Source organism: Endozoicomonas sp. 2B-B, from assembly GCF_053470045.1.
Genome location: NZ_JBLZMU010000001.1, coordinates 4,677,322 through 4,697,012, shown reverse-complemented (window position 1 = coordinate 4,697,012; position 19,691 = coordinate 4,677,322). Strand labels below are relative to the sequence as shown.

9 protein-coding genes and 1 tRNA gene are annotated in these 19,691 nt (G+C 47.1%); 3 read left to right on the top strand and 7 right to left on the bottom strand.

Annotated features, from left to right (window positions below; genetic code table 11):
* Nucleotides 1–43 precede the first annotated feature (43 nt).
* On the top strand, nt 44–1,096 hold the full coding sequence (locus ACOMHB_RS18385) for a Fic family protein (protein ID WP_448217700.1): 1,053 nt from the start codon (nt 44–46) through the stop codon (nt 1,094–1,096).
* A gap of 37 nt (nt 1,097–1,133) precedes the next feature.
* A protein-coding gene (locus tag ACOMHB_RS18380; protein WP_448215008.1) for an IS3 family transposase occupies nt 1,134–2,698 on the top strand; the annotation gives its coding sequence in 2 pieces (ribosomal slippage) (nt 1,134–1,587 and nt 1,587–2,698; 1,566 coding nt in all).
* A 522-nt stretch (nt 2,699–3,220) separates the two neighbouring features.
* Here the strand turns inward: ACOMHB_RS18380 and ACOMHB_RS18375 are convergent.
* The 3 genes from ACOMHB_RS18375 to ACOMHB_RS18365 all read right to left on the bottom strand — a co-directional run bounded on the left by ACOMHB_RS18375 (nt 3,221) and on the right by ACOMHB_RS18365 (nt 9,239).
* Nucleotides 3,221–4,480, bottom strand: a complete 1,260-nt coding sequence (locus ACOMHB_RS18375; RefSeq protein ID WP_448217699.1) for a hypothetical protein — start codon at nt 4,478–4,480, stop codon at nt 3,221–3,223.
* A gap of 223 nt (nt 4,481–4,703) precedes the next feature.
* Nucleotides 4,704–6,947, bottom strand: coding sequence for a PABP-interacting PAM2 motif-containing protein (locus ACOMHB_RS18370; RefSeq protein WP_448217698.1), 2,244 nt, complete (start codon nt 6,945–6,947; stop codon nt 4,704–4,706).
* Nucleotides 6,948–7,001: 54 nt separating this feature from the next.
* On the bottom strand, nt 7,002–9,239 hold the full coding sequence (locus tag ACOMHB_RS18365; RefSeq protein WP_448217697.1) for a hypothetical protein: 2,238 nt from the start codon (nt 9,237–9,239) through the stop codon (nt 7,002–7,004).
* A gap of 386 nt (nt 9,240–9,625) precedes the next feature.
* Between ACOMHB_RS18365 and ACOMHB_RS18360 the strand changes: the two genes are divergently transcribed.
* Nucleotides 9,626–10,156: a hypothetical protein gene (locus ACOMHB_RS18360; RefSeq protein ID WP_448217696.1), complete on the top strand. Its 531-nt coding sequence runs from the start codon at nt 9,626–9,628 to the stop codon at nt 10,154–10,156.
* Between the two features lie 13 nt (nt 10,157–10,169).
* Here ACOMHB_RS18360 and ACOMHB_RS18355 read toward each other — a convergent pair.
* The 4 genes from ACOMHB_RS18355 to ACOMHB_RS18340 all read right to left on the bottom strand — a co-directional run bounded on the left by ACOMHB_RS18355 (nt 10,170) and on the right by ACOMHB_RS18340 (nt 19,359).
* Nucleotides 10,170–10,246 (bottom strand) — tRNA-Pro (locus ACOMHB_RS18355).
* A 126-nt stretch (nt 10,247–10,372) separates the two neighbouring features.
* Nucleotides 10,373–10,711, bottom strand: a complete 339-nt coding sequence (locus ACOMHB_RS18350) for a hypothetical protein (protein WP_422134551.1) — start codon at nt 10,709–10,711, stop codon at nt 10,373–10,375.
* 71 nt (nt 10,712–10,782) lie between these two features.
* Nucleotides 10,783–14,079 (bottom strand): PAS domain S-box protein, encoded by a 3,297-nt coding sequence (locus ACOMHB_RS18345; protein WP_448217695.1) that lies wholly within the window; start codon nt 14,077–14,079, stop codon nt 10,783–10,785.
* An 81-nt stretch (nt 14,080–14,160) separates the two neighbouring features.
* Nucleotides 14,161–19,359 carry a hypothetical protein gene (locus tag ACOMHB_RS18340; protein ID WP_448217694.1) on the bottom strand — a complete coding sequence of 1,733 codons (5,199 nt, stop codon included), beginning with the start codon at nt 19,357–19,359 and terminating at the stop codon, nt 14,161–14,163.
* Nucleotides 19,360–19,691: the final 332 nt, after the last annotated feature.

Sequence of the window (19,691 nt, the reverse complement as noted above, 5' to 3'; positions counted from 1 at the left end):
TAATGGAAAATATCCATAAAACCCTTTGTTTAGCTATGCTAGATTGGAAAAAAGATCGGCAAAAAGATCGGCAAAAAGATCGGCAAAAATGACTTCTATAACACCATTTTTACTTCAGGATAGTGCTCCAGGGGAGCTACAAGGTGCTGCGGTTGAGCTGATGCAACTTGATGCAGCAATCAATGCCCATATACCTGAATCTCTCAGAGAGTCGCTCAAATTTATGCTTAGAGTTGTAGACTCTTTCTACAGTAACCGCATAGAAGGAAATCCAACTCAGCCAGCAGAAATACGAAAGGCACAATTAAACAAAGAAAAAGATTTAAAAGATGATTTATTTGAAATAAAGCATCATATTGATGTTCAAAAATTTTTAAATCAAAAGTCGTTAGATAGAAATGAAATTTGCACTGTTGATTTTTTAAAAGAACTTCACAGATCCTTTTATGAAGGGATGCCTAAGAAATTTCTTGAGATTGACAACGAAGAAACCGGTGAGAAAATCAACATTCAACCTGGTAAGTTTCGCACAAGAGATTTTCATGTAGGAAAACATATTGCTCCCGAATACCAAGAACTCACACGCCTTCTAAACTGGTTTTCGAACGCTTACAGCCCAGATAGGATTTTTGGGACCAACCGCATTTTTGCTGCCGCTGCCTCACACCACAGACTAATGTGGATTCACCCCTTTATGGATGGAAATGGTAGAGTGGGCAGGCTATTCACAGATAACTATATGAAACACTGTGCCAACCTTGGTGGGTATGGTTTGTGGTCGATTAGCCGTGGTTTTGGCAGGGATGTTGACTCTTATTACCAAGCTCTTGCAGCAGCTGACATGGAGCGACAGGGTTCAAGTGATGGCAGAGGGATGCTATCAGATAGAGGCTTATTAAAATTCATGACCTATTTTATTGAAACCGCATTGGATCAAGTTAAGTTCTTTTATGAACTACTCGACCCTAAACGCTTGGTTGAGCGAGTAGATATTTATTTTGAAATGAGAAACAGGCAGGCTATAACAGGCTTGGATGGTAGCCATCTTCCAAAAATGACCCGCTGTGTCAGGATAGTTGTCCCGCTCACTGATTAACCAATAAAAGCTAGACAGTGGGCGATGGACGTTGAATATGCCTCGTTTTTCAGAGGAACGTAAATCAGCTGTTTTGAAAAAACTGTTACCACCACACAATCGCTCTGTGCCGGATGTTGCCAGAGAGGAAGGTATCAGCGAACAAACCCTGTATAATTGGCGTAAAAAACTACGGGACAAAGGATTACCTGTGCCAGGGAACGAACAAAAATCAGAACAATGGTCTGCTGAAAGCAAGTTTGCCGTGGTCGTCGAAACCGCTGCTTTGTCAGAAACAGAGTTAAGTGAATACTGCCGTAAAAAAGGGCTTTATCCTCAACAAGTCAAGGAGTGGAAGCACGCTTGTATTTCAGGTGCTGTTCAGGCTTCTCAGCGTGCAGACCAGGAAAGCAAGCAATTAAAACAAGAGCGTAAGCGCAATCAGAGCCTTGAAAAAGAGCTTCGCCGTAAAGACAAGGCGTTGGCAGAAGCTGCAGCCCTGCTGGTGCTATCAAAAAAGCTCGATGCCTTCTACGGGATAGACAGCGAGGACAACTGACACCTGTCGATAAGCGCCGCCAACTGCTGACATGGTTTGATGAGGCTATAGCAAACGGCGCTTCTCGCTGGAAGGCTGCTGAACAATTGGAAATATCCCTGAAAACACTGAATCGCTGGCGCGATGACAATGGTGCAGTGTTAACGGACAAACGCCCGGATGCCTTGCGCCCGGTACCCTCTAACAAACTGACTGAGGAAGAGGAGCAACGTATTCTGACTATCAGTAATGAAGATGAGTATGCGAGCCTGCCACCATCGCAGATCGTGCCAGCCCTTGCAGACAAGGGAGTATACGTTGCTTCTGAATCTAGCTTTTACCGTGTGTTGAAAAAGTATGGTCAGTTGCACCACCGCGGTCGTTCAAGAAAGCGATCGAAAAGCAACAAGCCGACAACCTATGTTGCTACTGGCCCTAACCAGGTCTGGTGTTGGGACATCAGTTACATACCTTCCAGGGTACGCGGCCAGTTCTGGTACCTCTACCTGATACTGGACGTTTACAGTCGTAAGATTGTTGGTTGGGAGATTCATAGCCGTGAGTCTGGTGAGTTAGCCAGTGAACTGATTAACCGGACAATGGTGGCTGAAAAATGCACTAAAACACCGCTTGTACTGCACTCAGACAATGGGGCTCCAATGACGTCGAGTACCTTTAAGGCCAAGCTTGAGGAATTGGGCATTATTCCCTCTCATAGTCGCCCAAGGGTGAGTAATGATAACGCATTTGCAGAATCGATCTTTAAAACGGTGAAGTACTGTCCTCAGTGGCCATCTCAAGGTTTTCTGACGTTAGAACACAGTCGACAGTGGATGCTGAAGTTTGAGCGCTTTTATAACAATGAACACCGCCATAGCTCAATCCGCTTTGTGACACCTGCGCAACGGCATGAGAAAAGAGATCAGGAAATCCTGAATCACCGGAAACAGGTGTATACCAAAGCGCGAGAAGCTAATCCAACGCGCTGGTCAGGAGTTATCAGAAACTGGGAGCCTGTAGGTGCGGTTGCACTGAATCCTGAGCGGTTGTCTGAAGCAAGAATTAACGAGAAAAAGGCAGCCTAAAATTCAGTTTTCGGGACAACTATCTTGAAAAACTCCGATGAGGCCTGAAGTTAAGACAATATATAAAGAACTGCTGACAACAAGAACAGGCGAATTAGAAAGAACTGAGATACAAGGAATGTTCAATCTTGGAGAGAGAACAATAAGAACTATTTTATCTCAAATGGTCGATGAGCGTTTGGTCAGCGCCCCTCCCAGAAAGCCAGTATCTCTCTCTTTGTCTCCAAACTCAGTGGATATCCTGTTCCCAAGATTGTGGTAAATCATTGCACGTGTAAGAGTAACCGCCGATAAAGTGCTTCTGTTAACCGTACGACCATGGCTAAATGATTGGGCGGTTAGAGCATCTTAGGAATAAAATAGCCTGTTGCTACTGGTTATGACGCTTAATTGGCATTGACTGCTACTTCGAGAGGTATGAAAAAGTGTTCCCTGTGCCTGCAGGGGTGAACCGCCATACCTCTCAGAATGACACGTTTATATTTGCTCTCATGTCATGCACCTTAAAAAGGGCTCTGCTGATTAGCCAGGAGATAGCTTCAACTGCTCCAATTCACATTCATCCAACTGATACAATTCACTGCATCGTTTCAGCAGCCTTTCAGCCAGTTCATGTTTACCCATCACTCGCCAGAGATTGATCAGAGCCAGATCAATGTCACGGTTTTCAGAGGGGATGCACAGAATGTCTTCACTGGCACTGAGTTGCTTGCCGCTCATGTTCAGCAGAAGTCTCTCAGTCTGTTGATGTTTGCCCATCAGTGACCAGAGTCTCACCAGAGCCAGATCAGTGTCACTCTGTTCAGAGGGGGTGCACAGAATGTCTTCACTGGCATTGGCTTGCTTGCCGCTCATGTTGAACAGCAGCCTTTCAGCCAGTTGATATTTGCCCACTAGCCCCCAGTGTCGCACCAGTTTCAGATCGATGTCATGATGCCCGGAGGGTTCGCTGTCTTCACTTGCATTTTCGTGCCTGTCACTCATTTTTAGTAGCAGTCTTTCAGCCTGCTCATATTTGCTCATCACTTGCCATATTCGCACCAGAGCCATATTAACGGTAGGGATGTGCTTACTCAGTCTTTGCACAGAGGGAGCGTGTGGTTTTGACCGCAACCTTCTGGTCAGCTCTGAATTTATGTTCAGAAGAAGTGTTTCAGTCAGTGTGTGTTTGTCCATAGACTGCCAAAGTCGTGCAATAGTAATATCTGCGTTGAAATTCCCTGAAGGTTCGCACAGGGTCCTGTCATTGGCATTGGGCTTTATGTTTCTCAATGCTAACAGTCGTGCTTCAGCGTTAAAGTACTCTCCAAGTGCCTCTTCACAACGACTCAGGGTCAGATCAAGGTTATGAATGGTCGAAGCCCCGAACTCAGTGAATGATCCAGTCAACCTGAGTTCTTCCAGAAGAGAGCAGGCTTCTATCTGTTTTTTGCGGGTTTGCTCTTTTAGTGACCTTGCCAGCCCAATGACTATGTTTTGGTAGTGGAACAGACTCAGTATGTCCTGATCTTCGTTTAATATGATCTGGAACACTTTTTCTGCATTTGTGAAATTTTGTTTTTTTAGTTCTTCGAAAGCTTTATCGATCCTCTCTCTGGTGGCTTCAGGGTAGGAGGGCCTGGCACTTTGCTGGACTCTGGTATTTGAGGATCTGTTCGAATGTTCATGAACACGCTCATTAATTGATGAAGATTCCGGGTTTAAATTGGATCGGCTCTTTTTTGTTGTTTTTGTTGCACTACTGGCCGCAGCGCCAGTTTTTGGTTTTATTACATACCTCATATCAATAGAACTTCCATGGAAAAGTTAATCTGTTGGACAGTAAACGGTTGTGAAAGTTCATGTTTATCTATTTATCTTGTCAGATTTTTTTTCTTATGAGCGGGGTAGCGGATTCGTTGCCTGGTCAAAAATCAGCGAGACAAAAGGCGATGAAGCTCGTTATCACCATGAGTCGGAAGAGCTATAAAACTCATACCTCCAGATAATCAGCGGGGACAGAGGTTCATGTTTGCTTTGTGAGACTTTTCATCTTAGCCAGGGCAACGGCTTCTTTGATTCGCCAATGATCGGTTTTATCTTTATGTTGCCGGATGGGTTCAAGGGATCGGGCTCTATTGAACAATGCTTTCCATACTTGCTCACTGGCACCCATCATTCTGAGACAATGCGCTTTTTGTGACACCGCACTTGCATTTGTAGGGCTCTTCGCCAACGCTGATTCTACAAGCTCAAGAGCGTGTTTGAGGCTATCACTTCCTGATTCAGGGCCACTCTTTATTATTTGCTCACGTGCCAGAATGAAATAATGGATCGAAGTCAACAGCAGTGTGTTGGTATTTTCCGGATACCGGGCAATCATGTCCATAAATCCTGCTTGCCCGAGATGAAAGTTCAAGAGTGACAATTCACATTCAGTTGAATGATAGAGTTGACAACAACTCTCAATCAGTCTCATGGCCTGTTGAGATTTGCCCACTATTTCCCAGTGATGTGCCAGAGTATGATCAATATCATGATGCCCGGAGGGCTTGCACAGCTCTTCCTCACTGGCATCAGGGCACTTGCCACTCATGTTCAGCAGCAGTCTTTCAGCCCATTTATGTTTATTGCCTTCCATCAGCTCCCAGAGTCGTACCAGAGCCAGATCAGTCTCGTTATTTCCAGAGGGTTTGCACAGGACTTCCTCAGTGGCATCAGGGGGCTTGTTACTCATGTTCAGCAGCAGTCTTTCCGCCCATTCATGTTTGCCATCTATCGTCTCCCATAGGCGTGCCAGAGTCAGGTCAACTTTATGATTTCCAGAGGGCTTGCAAAGGACTTCTGTATCGGCATCAGGGTGCTTGCCACTCATGTTCAGCAACAGTTTTTCACAGCATTTATCCTTGTCCATTATTCGCCAGAGTATTGCCAGAGCCATATCAACAAGATATTTTCCAGAGACCTTGCACAGGACTTCCTCACTGGCATCAGGGTGCTTGCCACTCATGTTCAGCAGCAGTTTTTCAGCCAGTTTATATTTGCCCATCACTTCCCAGTGTCGTGCCAGGGTCAGATTGATGTCGTCATTCTCAGAGGGGTTGCACAGGACTTCCTCACTGGCATCAGGGTGTTTGCCACTCATGTTCAGCAGTAGCTTTTCAGCCAGTTTATTTTTGTCCATCAACTGCCAGAGTCGCACCAGTGCCAGATCGGTGTCATGCTTGGTGGTCTGACACAGACTGTCCTCATCGGCATTGATGCGCTTGCCACTCATGTTCAGCAGCAGTTTTTCAGCCAGTTTGTACTTGCCCATTATTTCCCAAATTCGCACCAGGGACAGGTTGGTGACATGATCCTCACAGGGCCTGCACAGAGTGTCTTCACTGGCATTGGGGTGCTTGTTACTCATTTCCAGCAGCAGTTTTTCACTTCGTTCATGTTTGCCCTGCGCCTGTAAGAGTCGCACCAGAGCAATATTGGCGTTATGGAGGAATTTACCCAATTTTTTTTTAGCGTTGGCGGATGGGCACGACCGACGCTTTTGAGTCAGCTCTGCTACGACCTTTAGTAGCAGTCCATCGGCCAGCTTGATTTTGTTCATAGTCTCCCATAGCAGGGCCAGGGCAATATCAACGGTGTAGTTGCCAGAGGGCTCACACAGTGCCCTCTCGTTGGCTTGAGGCTTTTTGTTGCTCAGCATTAAAAGTCGTTTTTCAGCCCTGAGGTGCCTCCCCAGCGCCTGTTCGCATTGGCTCAGGGTCAGCTCAAGGTGGGTAACGGTCGACGCTCCGAATGGATAGAATGTTTCATTTGATCTGAGCTCTTCCAGAAGTGAGCAGGCTTCTAACTGTTTTTCGCGGTTTTGTTCTTTTAGCGACCTTGCAAGCCCCAGCAGTACCTCATGTCGCTGGTATTGATTCAGTGACTTCATACAGTTTTTCAAGATGGTACGAAACGCTTTTTCTGCCGTTGCGTATTTGCGGTCTTTGTATTCTTGGTAAGCATTATCAATCATGTCTGAATAAGGGCCAGAACCTTTCTTCTGACTGAGTTGTTGAGACCTCAGGGAAGAAGGTTTCTGGTTTACCGTTGTATGCCGGTCTCTGATATTTGCGGGTGAATTCCAATGTTGCTCAGCACTCTGAACACGTGGAATGAACGCTGGCGCCTCGGGGTTCAATTTAGATTGTGGCTTTGATGTTATGGAATCTGCAAGGGCCGAACTTGTATTGGCTGTGGCGCTGGTTGGAGTCAGTCCGTGATTCATAGCGATATAACTCTCATGGAAACATGCTTTTTGACTGTTCACAGGGACAGAAGTTCATTTTAACTCTGCGCGACCTCGCACCTTCCGAAGAGCTGCGGTTTCTGCACTTTGCCAATGATCGGTTTTATCTTTATGCTCTCGACTGGGTTCAAGGCGACGGGCTCTTTGGAACAATCCTTTCCATACTTGCTGATCGGCGCTCATCATTCTCAGACAGTGCGCTTTTTGCGACACCGCGCCCGCATTTGTGGGACACTTCTGCAATGCTGATTCTGCGAACTCAAGAGCCGTTTTGAGAGTATCTTTTCCTGATTCCGGGCCACCCTCTGTTATCTGCACACATGCCAGGATGAAATAATGGATCGAAGTCGTCAGCAGTGTATTGGCATTTTTCGGATACCGGGTAATCATTTCCATAAATCCTGCTTGCCCGACATGGAAGTTCAACAGTAACAATTCACATTCAAGCGAATGATAGAGTCCACTGCAACGTTCAATCAGTTTCCTGCCCCGTTGAATTTTGCCCACTGCTTTCCAGTGACGCGCCAGAGCCAGATCAATATCATGATTCCCGGAGGGCTTGCACAGGTCTTCCTCACTGGCATCAGGGCTCTTGTTACTCATGTTCAGCAGCAGTCTTTCAGCCCGTTCATGTGTGCTCTCTGTCAGCTCCCAGAGTCGCGCCAGAGCCAGATCAATTTCTTTATTTCCACAAGGCTTGCACAGGGCTTCCTCAGTGGCGTCAGGGGGCTTGCCACTCATGTTAAGCAGCAGTCTTTCAGCCCATTCATGTTTGCCATCTGTCATCTCCCAGAGTCGCATCAGAGCCAGGTCAATTTTATGATCTCCTGTGGGCCTGCAAAGGACTTCCGCATTGGCATCAGGGTCCTTGCCACTGATGTTCAGCAACAGTTTTTCACTCCATTCAATGTTGCCCATCACTCGCCAGAGTATTGCCAGAGCCAGATCAATAGCAAACTTTCCAGAGATTTTGCAGAGGTGTTTCTCACTGGCATCAGGGTGCTTGCCACTGACGTTCAGCAGCAGTTTTTCAGCCAGTTTATATTTGCCCATCACCTCCCAGTGTCGTGCCAGGGGCAGATTGAGGTTTTCATGCTCACAGGGGCTGCACAGGACTTCCTCACTGGCTTCAGGATCCTTGCCAGCCATTTTCAGCAGCAGTTTTTCAGCCAGTTTATGTTTGTCCATCAACTGCCAGAGTCGTACCAGTACCAGATCAATGTCATGCTTTGTGGGCTGACACAGACGGTCCTCATTGGCATCGGCGCGCTTGCCACTCATATTCAACAGCAGTTTTTCCGCCAGTTTATATTTGCCCATTACCTCCCATATTTGCACCAGGCTCAGGTTGATGTCCAGATGCTCACAGGGCCTGCATAGAATGTCTTCGCTGGCATTGGGGGGCTTGCCACTCATCTCCAGAAGCAGGTTTTCAGCCCCTTGCTGTTTGCCCATCCGCTCCCAGAGTAGTACCAGAGTCATATTTGCGTCGTGGAGGTATTTGCAAAATTTATTGGCAGCGCGAGCGGATAGACGTGACTGAAGTTTTTGAGTCAGTTCTGCCAGGATTTTCAGTAGCAGTGTTTCAGCCAGCTTGCGTTTGTTCATAATCTCCCATAGCCGGGCCAGTGCAATATCAACGGTATAATCCCCGGAAGGCTGACACAGTGCCCACTCGTTGGCATTGGGCTTTTTGTTGCTCAGAATTAAAAGTCGTGTTTCAGCCTTGAGGTACCTTCCCAGCGTCTGTTCGCATTGGCTCAGGGTCAGCTCAAGGTAGGGTATGGTCGAAGCTCCGGATTGAGAGAATGTTCCATTTGATCTGAGTTCTTCCAGAAGAGAACAGGCTTCTAACTGTTTTTCTTGGGTTTGTTCTTTTAGCGACCTTGCAAGCCCCATCAGTACAGAATGGCGCTGAAATTGACTCAGTGTCTCCTCAGAGTTTTTGAGGAGGGTCCGAAATGCTTTTTCTGCCGTTGTGAATTTGTGTTTTCTGAGTTCTTTGTAAGCATCATCAATCATGCCTGAATAAGCGTTATGATGTTTTTTTCTGTGTTGTTGAAACGTCGGCGTAGAAAGGTCCTGGCTTGCAGTTGCTTGCCGGTCTCTGATATTGGCGGGTGGATTCCAATGTTGCTGAGTACTCTGAGTACGTGGAATAAATGCTGGCGCCTCAGGGTTCAATGTAGATTTTGGCTTTGATGTTGTGGAATCTGCAGGGCTCGTGCTTGTATCGGCTGTGGTGTTGATTGGGGTTAAACCGTGACTCATAGCTATAACTTCCATGGAAATCTTTGCTTTTCGACAGTCAATGGACATAAAAGTTCACAGTTATTCAACACGGCTATCTTTCTTGGCATGCTTTCTTTGGCAGCATGAGAAAAGCTGCGCAGCGGTTTGATCACTTGTTGGCGGGATTGAAAGCGGACTGGTCAGGAATAATAAATTATTTGAATCTGAAAATGCAGTGAATGGAACTATCGTTTATTTTTATGGTCTTAATTTATAGGAAGCAAATTTAATTCTTTCGACAGATTATCAATCCCAAATATCCAATGGATTTTGTCAGTTGCACTATCGCAAATGTCAGGGAAACTGATTCTCTTTAAAGATAAAGTAATTTGAACGATTCATAGTTTAAAAAAAGGAGGTATCTTATGAATGTAAATAGTCAAGCAGTCGGTCATCCAACTGTTGAACAAGGCAGACAAGCAGAACCAGAAACGGGTTCAAGTGTTGGTCAATTCCTGACGAGGTCCGTAAAAGAATTATCCATCAGAAATATTCTCTGGGATGTTGATCATTATAATAAATACTCCAATGATGGAAAGTTTTATATACGACAACGAATGGCGGTAGTCCCTCCATTGACTGTTTCCGCTTTCTGTTTTTCTGTTGCGAAATATATGTCATGTAGTAATTTAGGGATTGCGGTAGCAACTGCAGCTGGGTGGTTAGCTGGCTCTCAGATAAGTCACTCGATCGGGAAAGAGTTTTTTAAGGAACTTGATCGATTAGAATCTGAAGCTATTCGAAATGCAGTAGTTGCTTTTCAACCTCAGCGGGACTTCATCGATGAAGACTTAGAGAATCCTCCACCATCCTATGAAGAATGTGTGCCTGATAACACAGTTCGTCAAAGAGTAAATCGCTCTGATGGTTCAAGCTCACAAACAAACGTGGAATAGTGTCCGGAAAAACTGGTCGGAGCGAGAGGATTCGAACCTCCGACCCCCACAACCCCATTGTGGTGCGCTACCAGGCTGCGCTACGCTCCGACTTTCGCTTTGGGGTTTCTGAAAGTGCCCCGCTGACGAAGTCGTATATTAACCTGTCGACCTTATTTTGCAAGGGGTATCTGCGACGGATTCGCTCCAGCCGCGTGTCGGCAGCCCGTCCTCTGCTCAGTGCAGGGTTTCGTCTTTGATGCTATGAAATCTGGCCAGTACTTCGTGCATCATTCTCATTTTCTTCATAATGCCCTCAATCGTGGCTCTCTGGTTTTCAGGTTCCATAATGGGCAGACTTTCAATTTCGTCATTTAATTCGATCAGATAGGGCAGAAAGCGGTTAGCGGAGGCACTGAAGCCTGAGTCCTTCTGAAAAATGGCAGAAAAGTTGCCTTTCTCTTGTTTTTGCAGAATCTCCAGCTGTTCATCGGCATTGAGTGCCAATGTGTAGATGTCTTTCAGGGTGAGAGTCAGTTTGGCCTGAATTTCCTGAATAATTGAAGTTGAATTCATGGGTTACTCGATGGGATTAATAATGGCGCAGTATAGGTTAATACTGAGCTCTGTTGTAGTGATTTGCACCTTCAGACCGGGCTCTCTGAAGACTGGCTCTGCAGTTGCTCGTAGAACTTTTCCAGCTCGTCCACATCACAGGCCTCGGCAATTTGCAGAAGGTACTGGCAATAGGTCTGTAAATGTGCTTCTTTGAACTCATCCGTTATGGACGTCAGTTCTTGTATATCACCGAATTCAAGCACCCGGGAGACCTTTCTCAGCAATGCTTTTTTATGAGTCTCATCCAGTTGCGGCAGTTCAGAAACTTCTGCTTTATCGGCGGCTACGCGAGACTTCCTGATATCCAGATTCAAAAGGCTGGCCACTACTTGTAGCAGGTAATTCACCTTGAAGGGTTTGGCCAGCACGCCGTCAAATCCTGCCTGCTTGAGTCTTGTCTGGATGTCAGAGCCTGCGCTGGCGGTCACAGCGATCACTTTCAGGTTTTTCAGTTCGGGATTCAGACGGATATGTTTGAGTGCTTCCATTCCATCCATTTTGGGCATTCTGATATCCATCATGACCAGCTCCGGTTTCTGGATTTCCAGGCGAGCCAGAGCTTCCAGCCCATCACAGGCCTGCAGGGTTTTGAAGCCGGCTTCTTCCATGATGACTTTAAGCAGGTCACGGTTTATTTCCAGATCATCAACAATCAGTGCGGTGTAGGTCTGATTGTCAGCCAGTATCAGTTCCACCTGGTCGGAAGAAAAAACATTATCGGTATCCAGGGCCGGAACTTCTTTCAACGGGATCGAAAACCTGAAGCTGCTACCCTGGCCGACATGGCTGGTAACAGTCAGGTCATCTCCCATGGCTTTAACCAGGTGGCGACTAATGGCCAGACCCAATCCGGTGCCTCCTGACTTCAGGCTTTCATCCAACTGTCTGAAGGGGTCAAAGATAATTTCAAAATTATCCGGATCAATGCCTACGCCGGTATCTTTCACTGAAAAGCAGAGTCGTTCATCCACCGCATCAATGCGGATTTCAACGGAGCCTTCTTCGGTATATTTAATGGCGTTGCCCAGAAGGTTGGTCAAAATTTGCCTTAGCTTGACATCATCAACTTCTATCCACTCCGGAACCTGCTCATCAATGGTCAATATTAACTGTAAATCTTTATGCTCTGCCCTTGGGACAAAAAACTCCCGGGTTTCCAACAGCAACCGTCTGAGGTTAATTGATACCGGGTGCAGGTCCACACCCTGAGTCTCAATTTTAGTAAGATCAAGAATGTCGTTAATCAGGGTTAGCAGATGCTGGCCACACCGCTCAAGAATGGCCAGCTTCCGGTGCTGTCCGGGGTTCAGTCCTCCTGACCGCTGTAACACCTGCGCATAGCCAATGACACCATTCAATGGTGTTCGTAACTCATGACTCATGCACGACAGGAACAGGCTTTTTGAGCGACTGGCGGTAATCGCTTCGTCCCTTGCTCTCAGCAGGGCCAGCTCAATCTGTTTGCTTTCCGTGATATCCCGGATGACAACGTATATAAGAATACCGTCGCGGGTAATCAGTGGATTACTGGTTAACTCTGCTGGAAAGGTGCGCCCACGTCGGTCAACGGCTTCTGTCTCCCGACGAAACAGTTGTGTTCGCTTCCAGGCTCTTTCTAGCAGAGGGCTGATCAAAGGATGGTTCTCCCGGGATTGAGGAGGAACAAGCAGAGAAAGGGGCATATTGATAAGGTCATCGCGAAGGAAGCCCAGTAGTTCGACAGCTCTGGTATTGACCATGACGATAATGCCATCCGGATTCAGGATGATCATGGCATCTGGTGCAGAATCCAGCAAAGCCTTGAATTTAAGGGTATCACTAACCCGTTCAGTGACATCATTGGCCAGTCCTTCAATCACTCTTTGCTGTCCGGAAGTCATGGCGTTCCAGAACAGTTCAATCCTTCGGGACTGTCCCTGTTTATTCTGGATATCCAGTTCAAAAGCTTCTACCGGCTCTCCTCTCAGTGCTTTCTCAAAATTGACTTTGTAGTTGCAATTGCCCGGATCGTGACTCAAAAAGTTCTCCAGTGGGCCGGAAAACTCTTCACTGCGATAGCCCAGGACCGATTTCACCGAACGACTGATATGAACAATTTTGCCGTCAGTGTTGAGCTGGAAATAAAAGTAGCGTCCTTTCAACCCCTGAACGATATGCCCCATATTGTTGGCTCTGGCCTGGTGCAGGGCAAGGTCCCTGGCATCAAGCCACTGAGTCAGTTTTACAAATGAACGGGCCAGGGAGCCGGCTTCGTCCCTGGAATGGGTGTCGGGCAGTTCAACAAGCTTATGATGCTCGATAAAGTTATCCATGCAGGATTTCAGGGTAATCAGGGGGTTGGTGATTTTTTTGGAGGCATAGCAGATGCCACCCAGAATCAAGAGCAGGGAGATCAGCATAATAGCAATGTCCAGCAAGGCTATGTCGAGCACTCCCTGGAGAGCATGTTGTCGACTGACTGAGGTATAGAGCCACCACTGGGAAGAAGACACCGGGGCACCGAAGAACCAGTATTCTTTTTGATACTGAGGGTTTGGCAGCCAGGCCCGGAAGGTCTCGGCCCGCCCGGAATCAATCCACTCCTCGATCTTGTTGCCGAACCCTTCGATACCATAAACTTCACCGGTCTGGCGCAGGTTTTTATGGCCAAAGCGGTTCGCCTGAATGCTGTCGCTGTAGAGGTAGTCACCGCTGCGGTCGACCATATTGAATTTCCAGAGGTTGATCCCGATATTGCGTCCTTCAAACAGCTTTGGATTGATGACATCGTGAACCATACGATTGATATCAACATCCAGTTTAAGCAGATGCCCATCGCCCTTTTGAGAGCTCGGGACAATAAAACTGACCAGTCTCTTGCCGGTTTTGGCATCCCGATAGAGCTTGCTCCAGTAGTCATTCTGTTTGAGCAGCTGCAGCCAGTTGCTGCCCAGTTCGGTGGGCGGCATTGCGGGCAGTTGGGTGGGTTCTGCCTTGTTTTTGCGTTTATTGATACACGCTGAAGTCGCTATATTTTTAGTGTCAATCCAGCAGACTCTGGTCAGGAAGGGGCTGGAAGCGAGAATACTGTGTAGCAACGGGTAGGTCGGGTAGCTTTCAGTCTGTAATAAACGAATCTGGGCTTTAGCCTGGGACATGATCTCCTGAGTGTAGGCATCAAGGTTACGGGCAAAGTGCACAATGTTGTTGCGCATCTGTATCTCTATCTCATGGGAGGACTCCTTGAAAGAGGTATAGATGTGCAAGGCACTCAGCAGGTTATAGAAGAGTGTGACGGGCACTACGGTGAAAAGAATGATTTTTTTTCGAATAGAGGGTTTGACCACGCCCTGCCTCAAGCAAAATCTTAGCAACCTGTTCAGAATAGCCAAGGGAGATGAAGTTGGCGGCTAAATGTTTCGTTTCCATCAACCGTCTGAGACGTTATGCACGACCAGAGTCATAATAATCACCAGCCAGCGAACCCAGTAAATTCCTTCAAGTACACTGGGTGCCCTTGTTGCCATCAGACTTCCATAGTCCCCGGGCAGGTAATCTTCAGGGATCTCAATGCCATCATTGTCAGAGTAATCGCTCCTGAATGCGGACAGGGGAGGCGGGGATTCAGGCTCGGTTTTTATGTCAATGAGAGAGATAACAGGCTGTTGTTCAGAAGAGGAGTCCTTCGTTTTAAGGCTTACCGCTGGAGCTAATGTCTTCGGTTGCGGTGTTCGCACAACAGGCTGCCAGTGATTGCCAGCGTTTATGAAATTGTCTGCGATCAGTGGCGCTTGCAGATTGCCATGGAACAGTGTGATGGTGCCCCGATCATCAAGCCATTCTGCGATCTGCGAGGAGTCATGGCTGGGCACCGGCATCGCCCCAAGGGCGGGGTTGCCAGCCATTGCCGGTATAAACATGGCACCCAGCGGGTTTTGAAAGTTGTGAACGGCAGGAGTAACAATCATGACGTTCAGCGGCGTATTCGCTGCGCGTAGCAAAGGCATCAGAAGGTGTTCTACGACATTGTTATCCCCCCACATATGTTGTCCCGGCTGAATAGGCGTAAGACCCTGAAGCATCTGTAAGCCAGCCTGAGTGGGGTTGTCCATGAGATCGTCAAGGGCCTGGGCTCCCAGTCCGAGAAACAAAATATAAGGCGTTAACCTGGAGCCATCCTGATGCCATTGGTTGCTCAGATGCTGAACCAGGTCATTAATCAGTTGTATTTGTTGGGTTTGACCGGCAAAAACCGCTAATTGGTTAATCAGGTCCGCTAACAATAGATCAAGAGCGGTATTGTTACCTGAATGGGTGATCAGCTGATTCAAGAGGGACCATAGTTCATCGCTATCCATGGTGTCGAGTGTGTCCAGGGTCTCCTGGTAGCTCGCAGGCAGATGTTCACGAAGGTGTCTGGGTAGATGGCTCAGGAATCCTTTGAGCGTATTCTTGAGCAGGGGAGTATCATTAAAGAGCAGGTGTCTCAGCTGGAACAGAAGATGATGGCTGATTACATTGTTTTTTAAAGCCAGAAAGATAATGTTTCGAAACAGGCCGTCAATAATTTGAGAATTCATGCCATCAGGTCGGGTTAATACCAGTTTTCTCAGCAGGGCGATGATATGGTCAATGAGCTTACTGGCAGTTTCAGGCCTCATATTCAACAAGTGAACCAGGCTGTTGTAGAGGCAGAAGTGGTCTGGAGCTACGTTTACAGTTTGCCATCGTTGTGATTTCAGGGCATTGATAGCCTCTTGTTCCAGCTGATTCAGGTTCGCCTGTAATGCAGCCTGCCGGGCTCTGAGCCGGGTCAGTTCTGCCAGTGATAATTCCGTGACTCCCCGTTGTTCCAGCTCTATGTATTCATGGGGGGTCAGGGGAAGGTTTTCCGGTTTGGTTCGCTTAAAAGGGTGGAACGACTGCGAAGTCAGGGGGGGGGGTAATTGATCCCGCAACATCTGGTTATCGGTGAGAGTTTTTCTTCTGTCTCTTTTACTTTTGACGGATTCAGGCAGTTTGAGGGTGAACCATCGATCTTCATCGCTAACACTTAAAATCCTGAGGAGATAGTCGTAATTTCTGTTCTCAACAATCCATTGGTTTAATTGTGCAAGGGGGATGCTCACCTGTTTAACCTGACTCAATTTTTCGGACTCGTGAGGACTAGGGCTTGACTGAATCACGATGATTCTGGGCGGTGAGGGTGGAGGTGCGGAGTGATAGGTGGCACCGGATATCGTTTCATCAATAGATGAGGAAAAGTCAATAATCACCAGAGGTTTTGGCTCGCGACTCTGATTTCTATGCTCCATGACTTCCTTGATCGCTTGAATCAGCGTGTCCCTGTGGGTGTAACTTGGAAATTGCACTTTGTCATGGCTGGATATTAGTCTGAGCTCTCTGGCCAGGTAGTGACGTTCATAAACCCGGGGTCTTAAACGCAATCTGACGGTTTCCGGCAGTGGGTAAACCGCAGAAATGGGAAAGGAAGTATTAAGATTATTCAACGCTTTGGCCCAGCTCTGGGATTTCAGTCGGCTATAGGCCTCAGGAAAGGTCGTGGCTTCCGCCTGCACGACGTCCATAGGGTAAACACCCCATTTTTTCATCAGCTCGGCAAGGCCTTTTCGGCTAAGGCTAATGGCCCCGTTTCCTGTTGTCAGTAATTCACTGGCCGGGGACGGCTGTGTCAGCTCTACCCGTTTTGATTGTTGGCTGACAGGAGAACTGCTTCTTTTTACAGGCGCATTGTCCGGTTCATCGATGACCATATAATCCCGTTCCTGCTCTGTGGCAGAAGCGCATTCATCAGTAAACAGAGGAATACGGGGATCGGATAAAATTTCCCGGATGAGTACCTCAAGCAGGGAGTCGTTGGCCAATAGCGGTATTTTATCTTCGAAAGCTTGCTCTCCTAGTGCGCGGTGCAGGGTGGCTTGTATTTTTTCTGAATACTTCTGATTGACCTGTTGTATCCACTCATCTTTTTTGATGGTATCAAGCTGTTTCTGCTCGCCTTTTGACAGGGGTGGCTGGTGACGGTTTACCAGGTGCGACCAAAAAAGTTGTTGTAGTTTGCTGAATCCCTTTTTGAAAGCTTTCAGGCTGTCTTCATAAATTTCATTGGCACGAACCGCTTGTAATTCAAATAATTTATTAGCCGGCAAGCCTGGCCATTGATTCCTATGCAGGCTTTGGAGTCGACTTGAGTAAAAGTGGTTGACTCTTCGAATGAGGTAGTCTCTTTCGATTCTTTTTAACTCGCCTTCATGTTTTTTTCTTTGTTCTTGCTCATGCTCGGGTATCCTGCCGGCCATGATATGCCAGTTGATAAGTCGGCTTAATTTTGCTTCATCGACCAATGTGCGGTCGGCCGCTACCGAATTGACCAGTGTTCTCAGAAAGTCGCTGGCCACCTTACTGGGCTCACTATCATTCGTCTGATTGGCTTCGAGTTCAGAGAAGCGACTTTCCAGCGCTTTTGAAAAATCATCCCGGTATTTTTTGTCCACGATACGCAACCACCAGTCCTGTTGATAGTCAACGGGTAGATAGAGCTGATGATTGAACTGTTCAGGTCGCATCTCTCTGGTCAGTTTTAAAAGGTAATGGTGAAGCTTTAGCTTGAGATTATTTCTCGAGCTATTGTTTCGATACTGAATCACACTCTCAGCCGTAATTTCATCGGGATCAAAGAACAGTCGGTCCAATGGCAGTTTACCGGCATCAAACTGTGGAACGGGGCCCTGACGCAGGTAGTCCATATAACGTCGACTGAGTTCCGGGCTGGATTGCCACTCATCCAGAAGCATCACACGCGTTCGGTCTACCAGCTCTGGCATGATCTCATACGCCATATCGCCGGCGTGATAGGCAATGTTTGCCAGCGATTTAACAATCAGCTGTTTGGCATCAGCCCAGTTTTTAATCTTCTCTTGATACCCCTGGTAGGGGTTGTAGCCCAGGATGTAGGTGAGCAATGCAGCTTCAGGGCCGCCATCGAAAAGCAATTGATCAAATAACACCAGAGAGCAGGGATGAAAATCCGTTAGATCAGCCTGAGTGATCACGTCACGAAGGTATAGGTTGTTTCTTTTCCACTCCTTACGGTATGAAAAGCCAACGGCAAAGTTATCGGGTTTGGCATCGCAGCAGATTCTGTGGGCACAATCTTCGTTGCCCAGTTTAACCAGGTTTTTATAGATGGCGGCGATTACAGCATGCAGAATGCGGCTAACCGCTTCTGCGTATCCCATCTCGTGAACTTCACCAATGCTGCCCTGGGATTTGATTGACATGGCAATTTCATCAGGGCCAAAGTCCAGCAAACCTTCGATGAAATTTTGGGCCAGTTCATCTTTTTTCAGGTGACGCTGGATCATGTAGATGGTAAAACCCTCTCTGGCTCTGATCCTCAGAAGCCGGGTGGGCTCGAGGTTGACACCCAATTCCTTGTAAAGCTTCAGTGCTGCTTCGTGGGTTAGCAGAAAATTGTCAGCGTCCCTCTTGTTCGTGTAACCGGGGAAACGTCGCAAAGCCAGGCCGGGCAGAACATCGAGGGTAAAAACAACAGAAAACTGGCCTCTTCCAATCACTCGGGCATCGGCATGTCCTATAGACTTGTATGCTGATGAAACGTCTACGCTCATTTCGTCCTCGACATTAAGGAATTCAGCATGGATATTTTGTTCAAAGACCTGAAGGAACCTCTGATAGTCAACATCTCTGAGTGTGGAAGTATAGGGAGCGCCTGATAATTCTTGCTCAACAGGATTATTGAAAATGCTTCTCGGGTCATAAAAGTGGCTCGCTGTCCTCAGGTCATGGATGCTCTTTTCGTCTTCCTGAGTCTCAAACTCTACGCAGACCTCACAGGTTGAGTTTTGACTGTTGATGTAGTGACAGAAAAAGGTTTGGTCGGGTTTGTGTTCTGGCTTGAGCATGGCTGCAGTGTGAGTTGCATCATAGGGCACAAGAATAAACGTTCTCTGCTTGGGCCTGGGGTCTCCGGTTCTGTGGTTCTGTACCCTCATTCTGACACTGAGCAAAGTCTCATCGTCCAGATTAAACGTAATGGGACTACCGCTCGCACTCAGTTGCCTGAAGGTAGAAAGTCCCATTCTTTGAAATGGCGGGCCATTGACCAGAGTATGGTTCTGGTAGTCAATGCGCCAGGAAATAAAGTGTTGGCTGCTACCCAAAAATGGGTTGCTTGCAGACAAGGAATGAAGTTCGAAAGCGTCAGGAGACTTGGGTGATCCCAGCAAAGGGCTACCCACAGGAGTAGAACTCAGTTCAGGGTCGATGAGCATATATTCTGTGCGATCAATACGAGAGCGCAGTATATGCACCCGCCAATATTGATTACGGGTGGTAGAGGTCTCTCTCGAGCTCTGGGCAATATCTCCCAGCATTTTGAAATAATGTTCATACTTTTTGACCTGTTCGACATTTTCCAGAAGGCTGCCCGAGGAAGCTGAAGCTAACGTCGAAGAGAAAAGAAGGAAAACTACGAATTTGGTATATTTGTTCCAATAATTACGGGACAGAAACAGGTTAAGGAAGAGCACATAAACCGTGATCTTTCCCAGAATAGCCATGGATCCCGAAAATAATTTAGTCAATTTACCGCAGATAGTTCAGTCGTTATTTATTGATGCCTGGCCTTTAGCTTGCCTTTAGAAAGTTTCCCTTCGGTTCTGCTACCTAATGCCACGTGTATCCTTGAACGGTCAAAAATTTATATTTATGAACACTCCAGATTAGACCAGTCTTTCACCGAATAGGATTGTAAATGTTTAATTTATTTTTTGGTTCGTTACTCAAGTGACTTTTTAGCAAACTTTTAAATACTTTAACGAAACTCACGGAATTCTCCGTCCGTAGCTTCTTATCCGGAGCTTAGCCACCTTTGGCAGTCTGGATGGAAATGGTTTATGGAGGACCGAAGCCTGCA

What these genes read in the sequence shown, in the direction of transcription:
- ACOMHB_RS18375 (WP_448217699.1), bottom strand. Translation starts at nt 4,480, where the DNA reads ATGAGGTATGTAATAAAACCAAAAACTGGCGCTGCGGCCAGTAGTGCA.
- ACOMHB_RS18370 (WP_448217698.1), bottom strand. Translation starts at nt 6,947, where the DNA reads ATGAATCACGGACTGACTCCAACCAGCGCCACAGCCAATACAAGTTCG.
- ACOMHB_RS18360 (WP_448217696.1), top strand. Translation starts at nt 9,626, where the DNA reads ATGAATGTAAATAGTCAAGCAGTCGGTCATCCAACTGTTGAACAAGGC.
- ACOMHB_RS18365 (WP_448217697.1), bottom strand. Translation starts at nt 9,239, where the DNA reads ATGAGTCACGGTTTAACCCCAATCAACACCACAGCCGATACAAGCACG.
- ACOMHB_RS18350 (WP_422134551.1), bottom strand. Translation starts at nt 10,711, where the DNA reads ATGAATTCAACTTCAATTATTCAGGAAATTCAGGCCAAACTGACTCTC.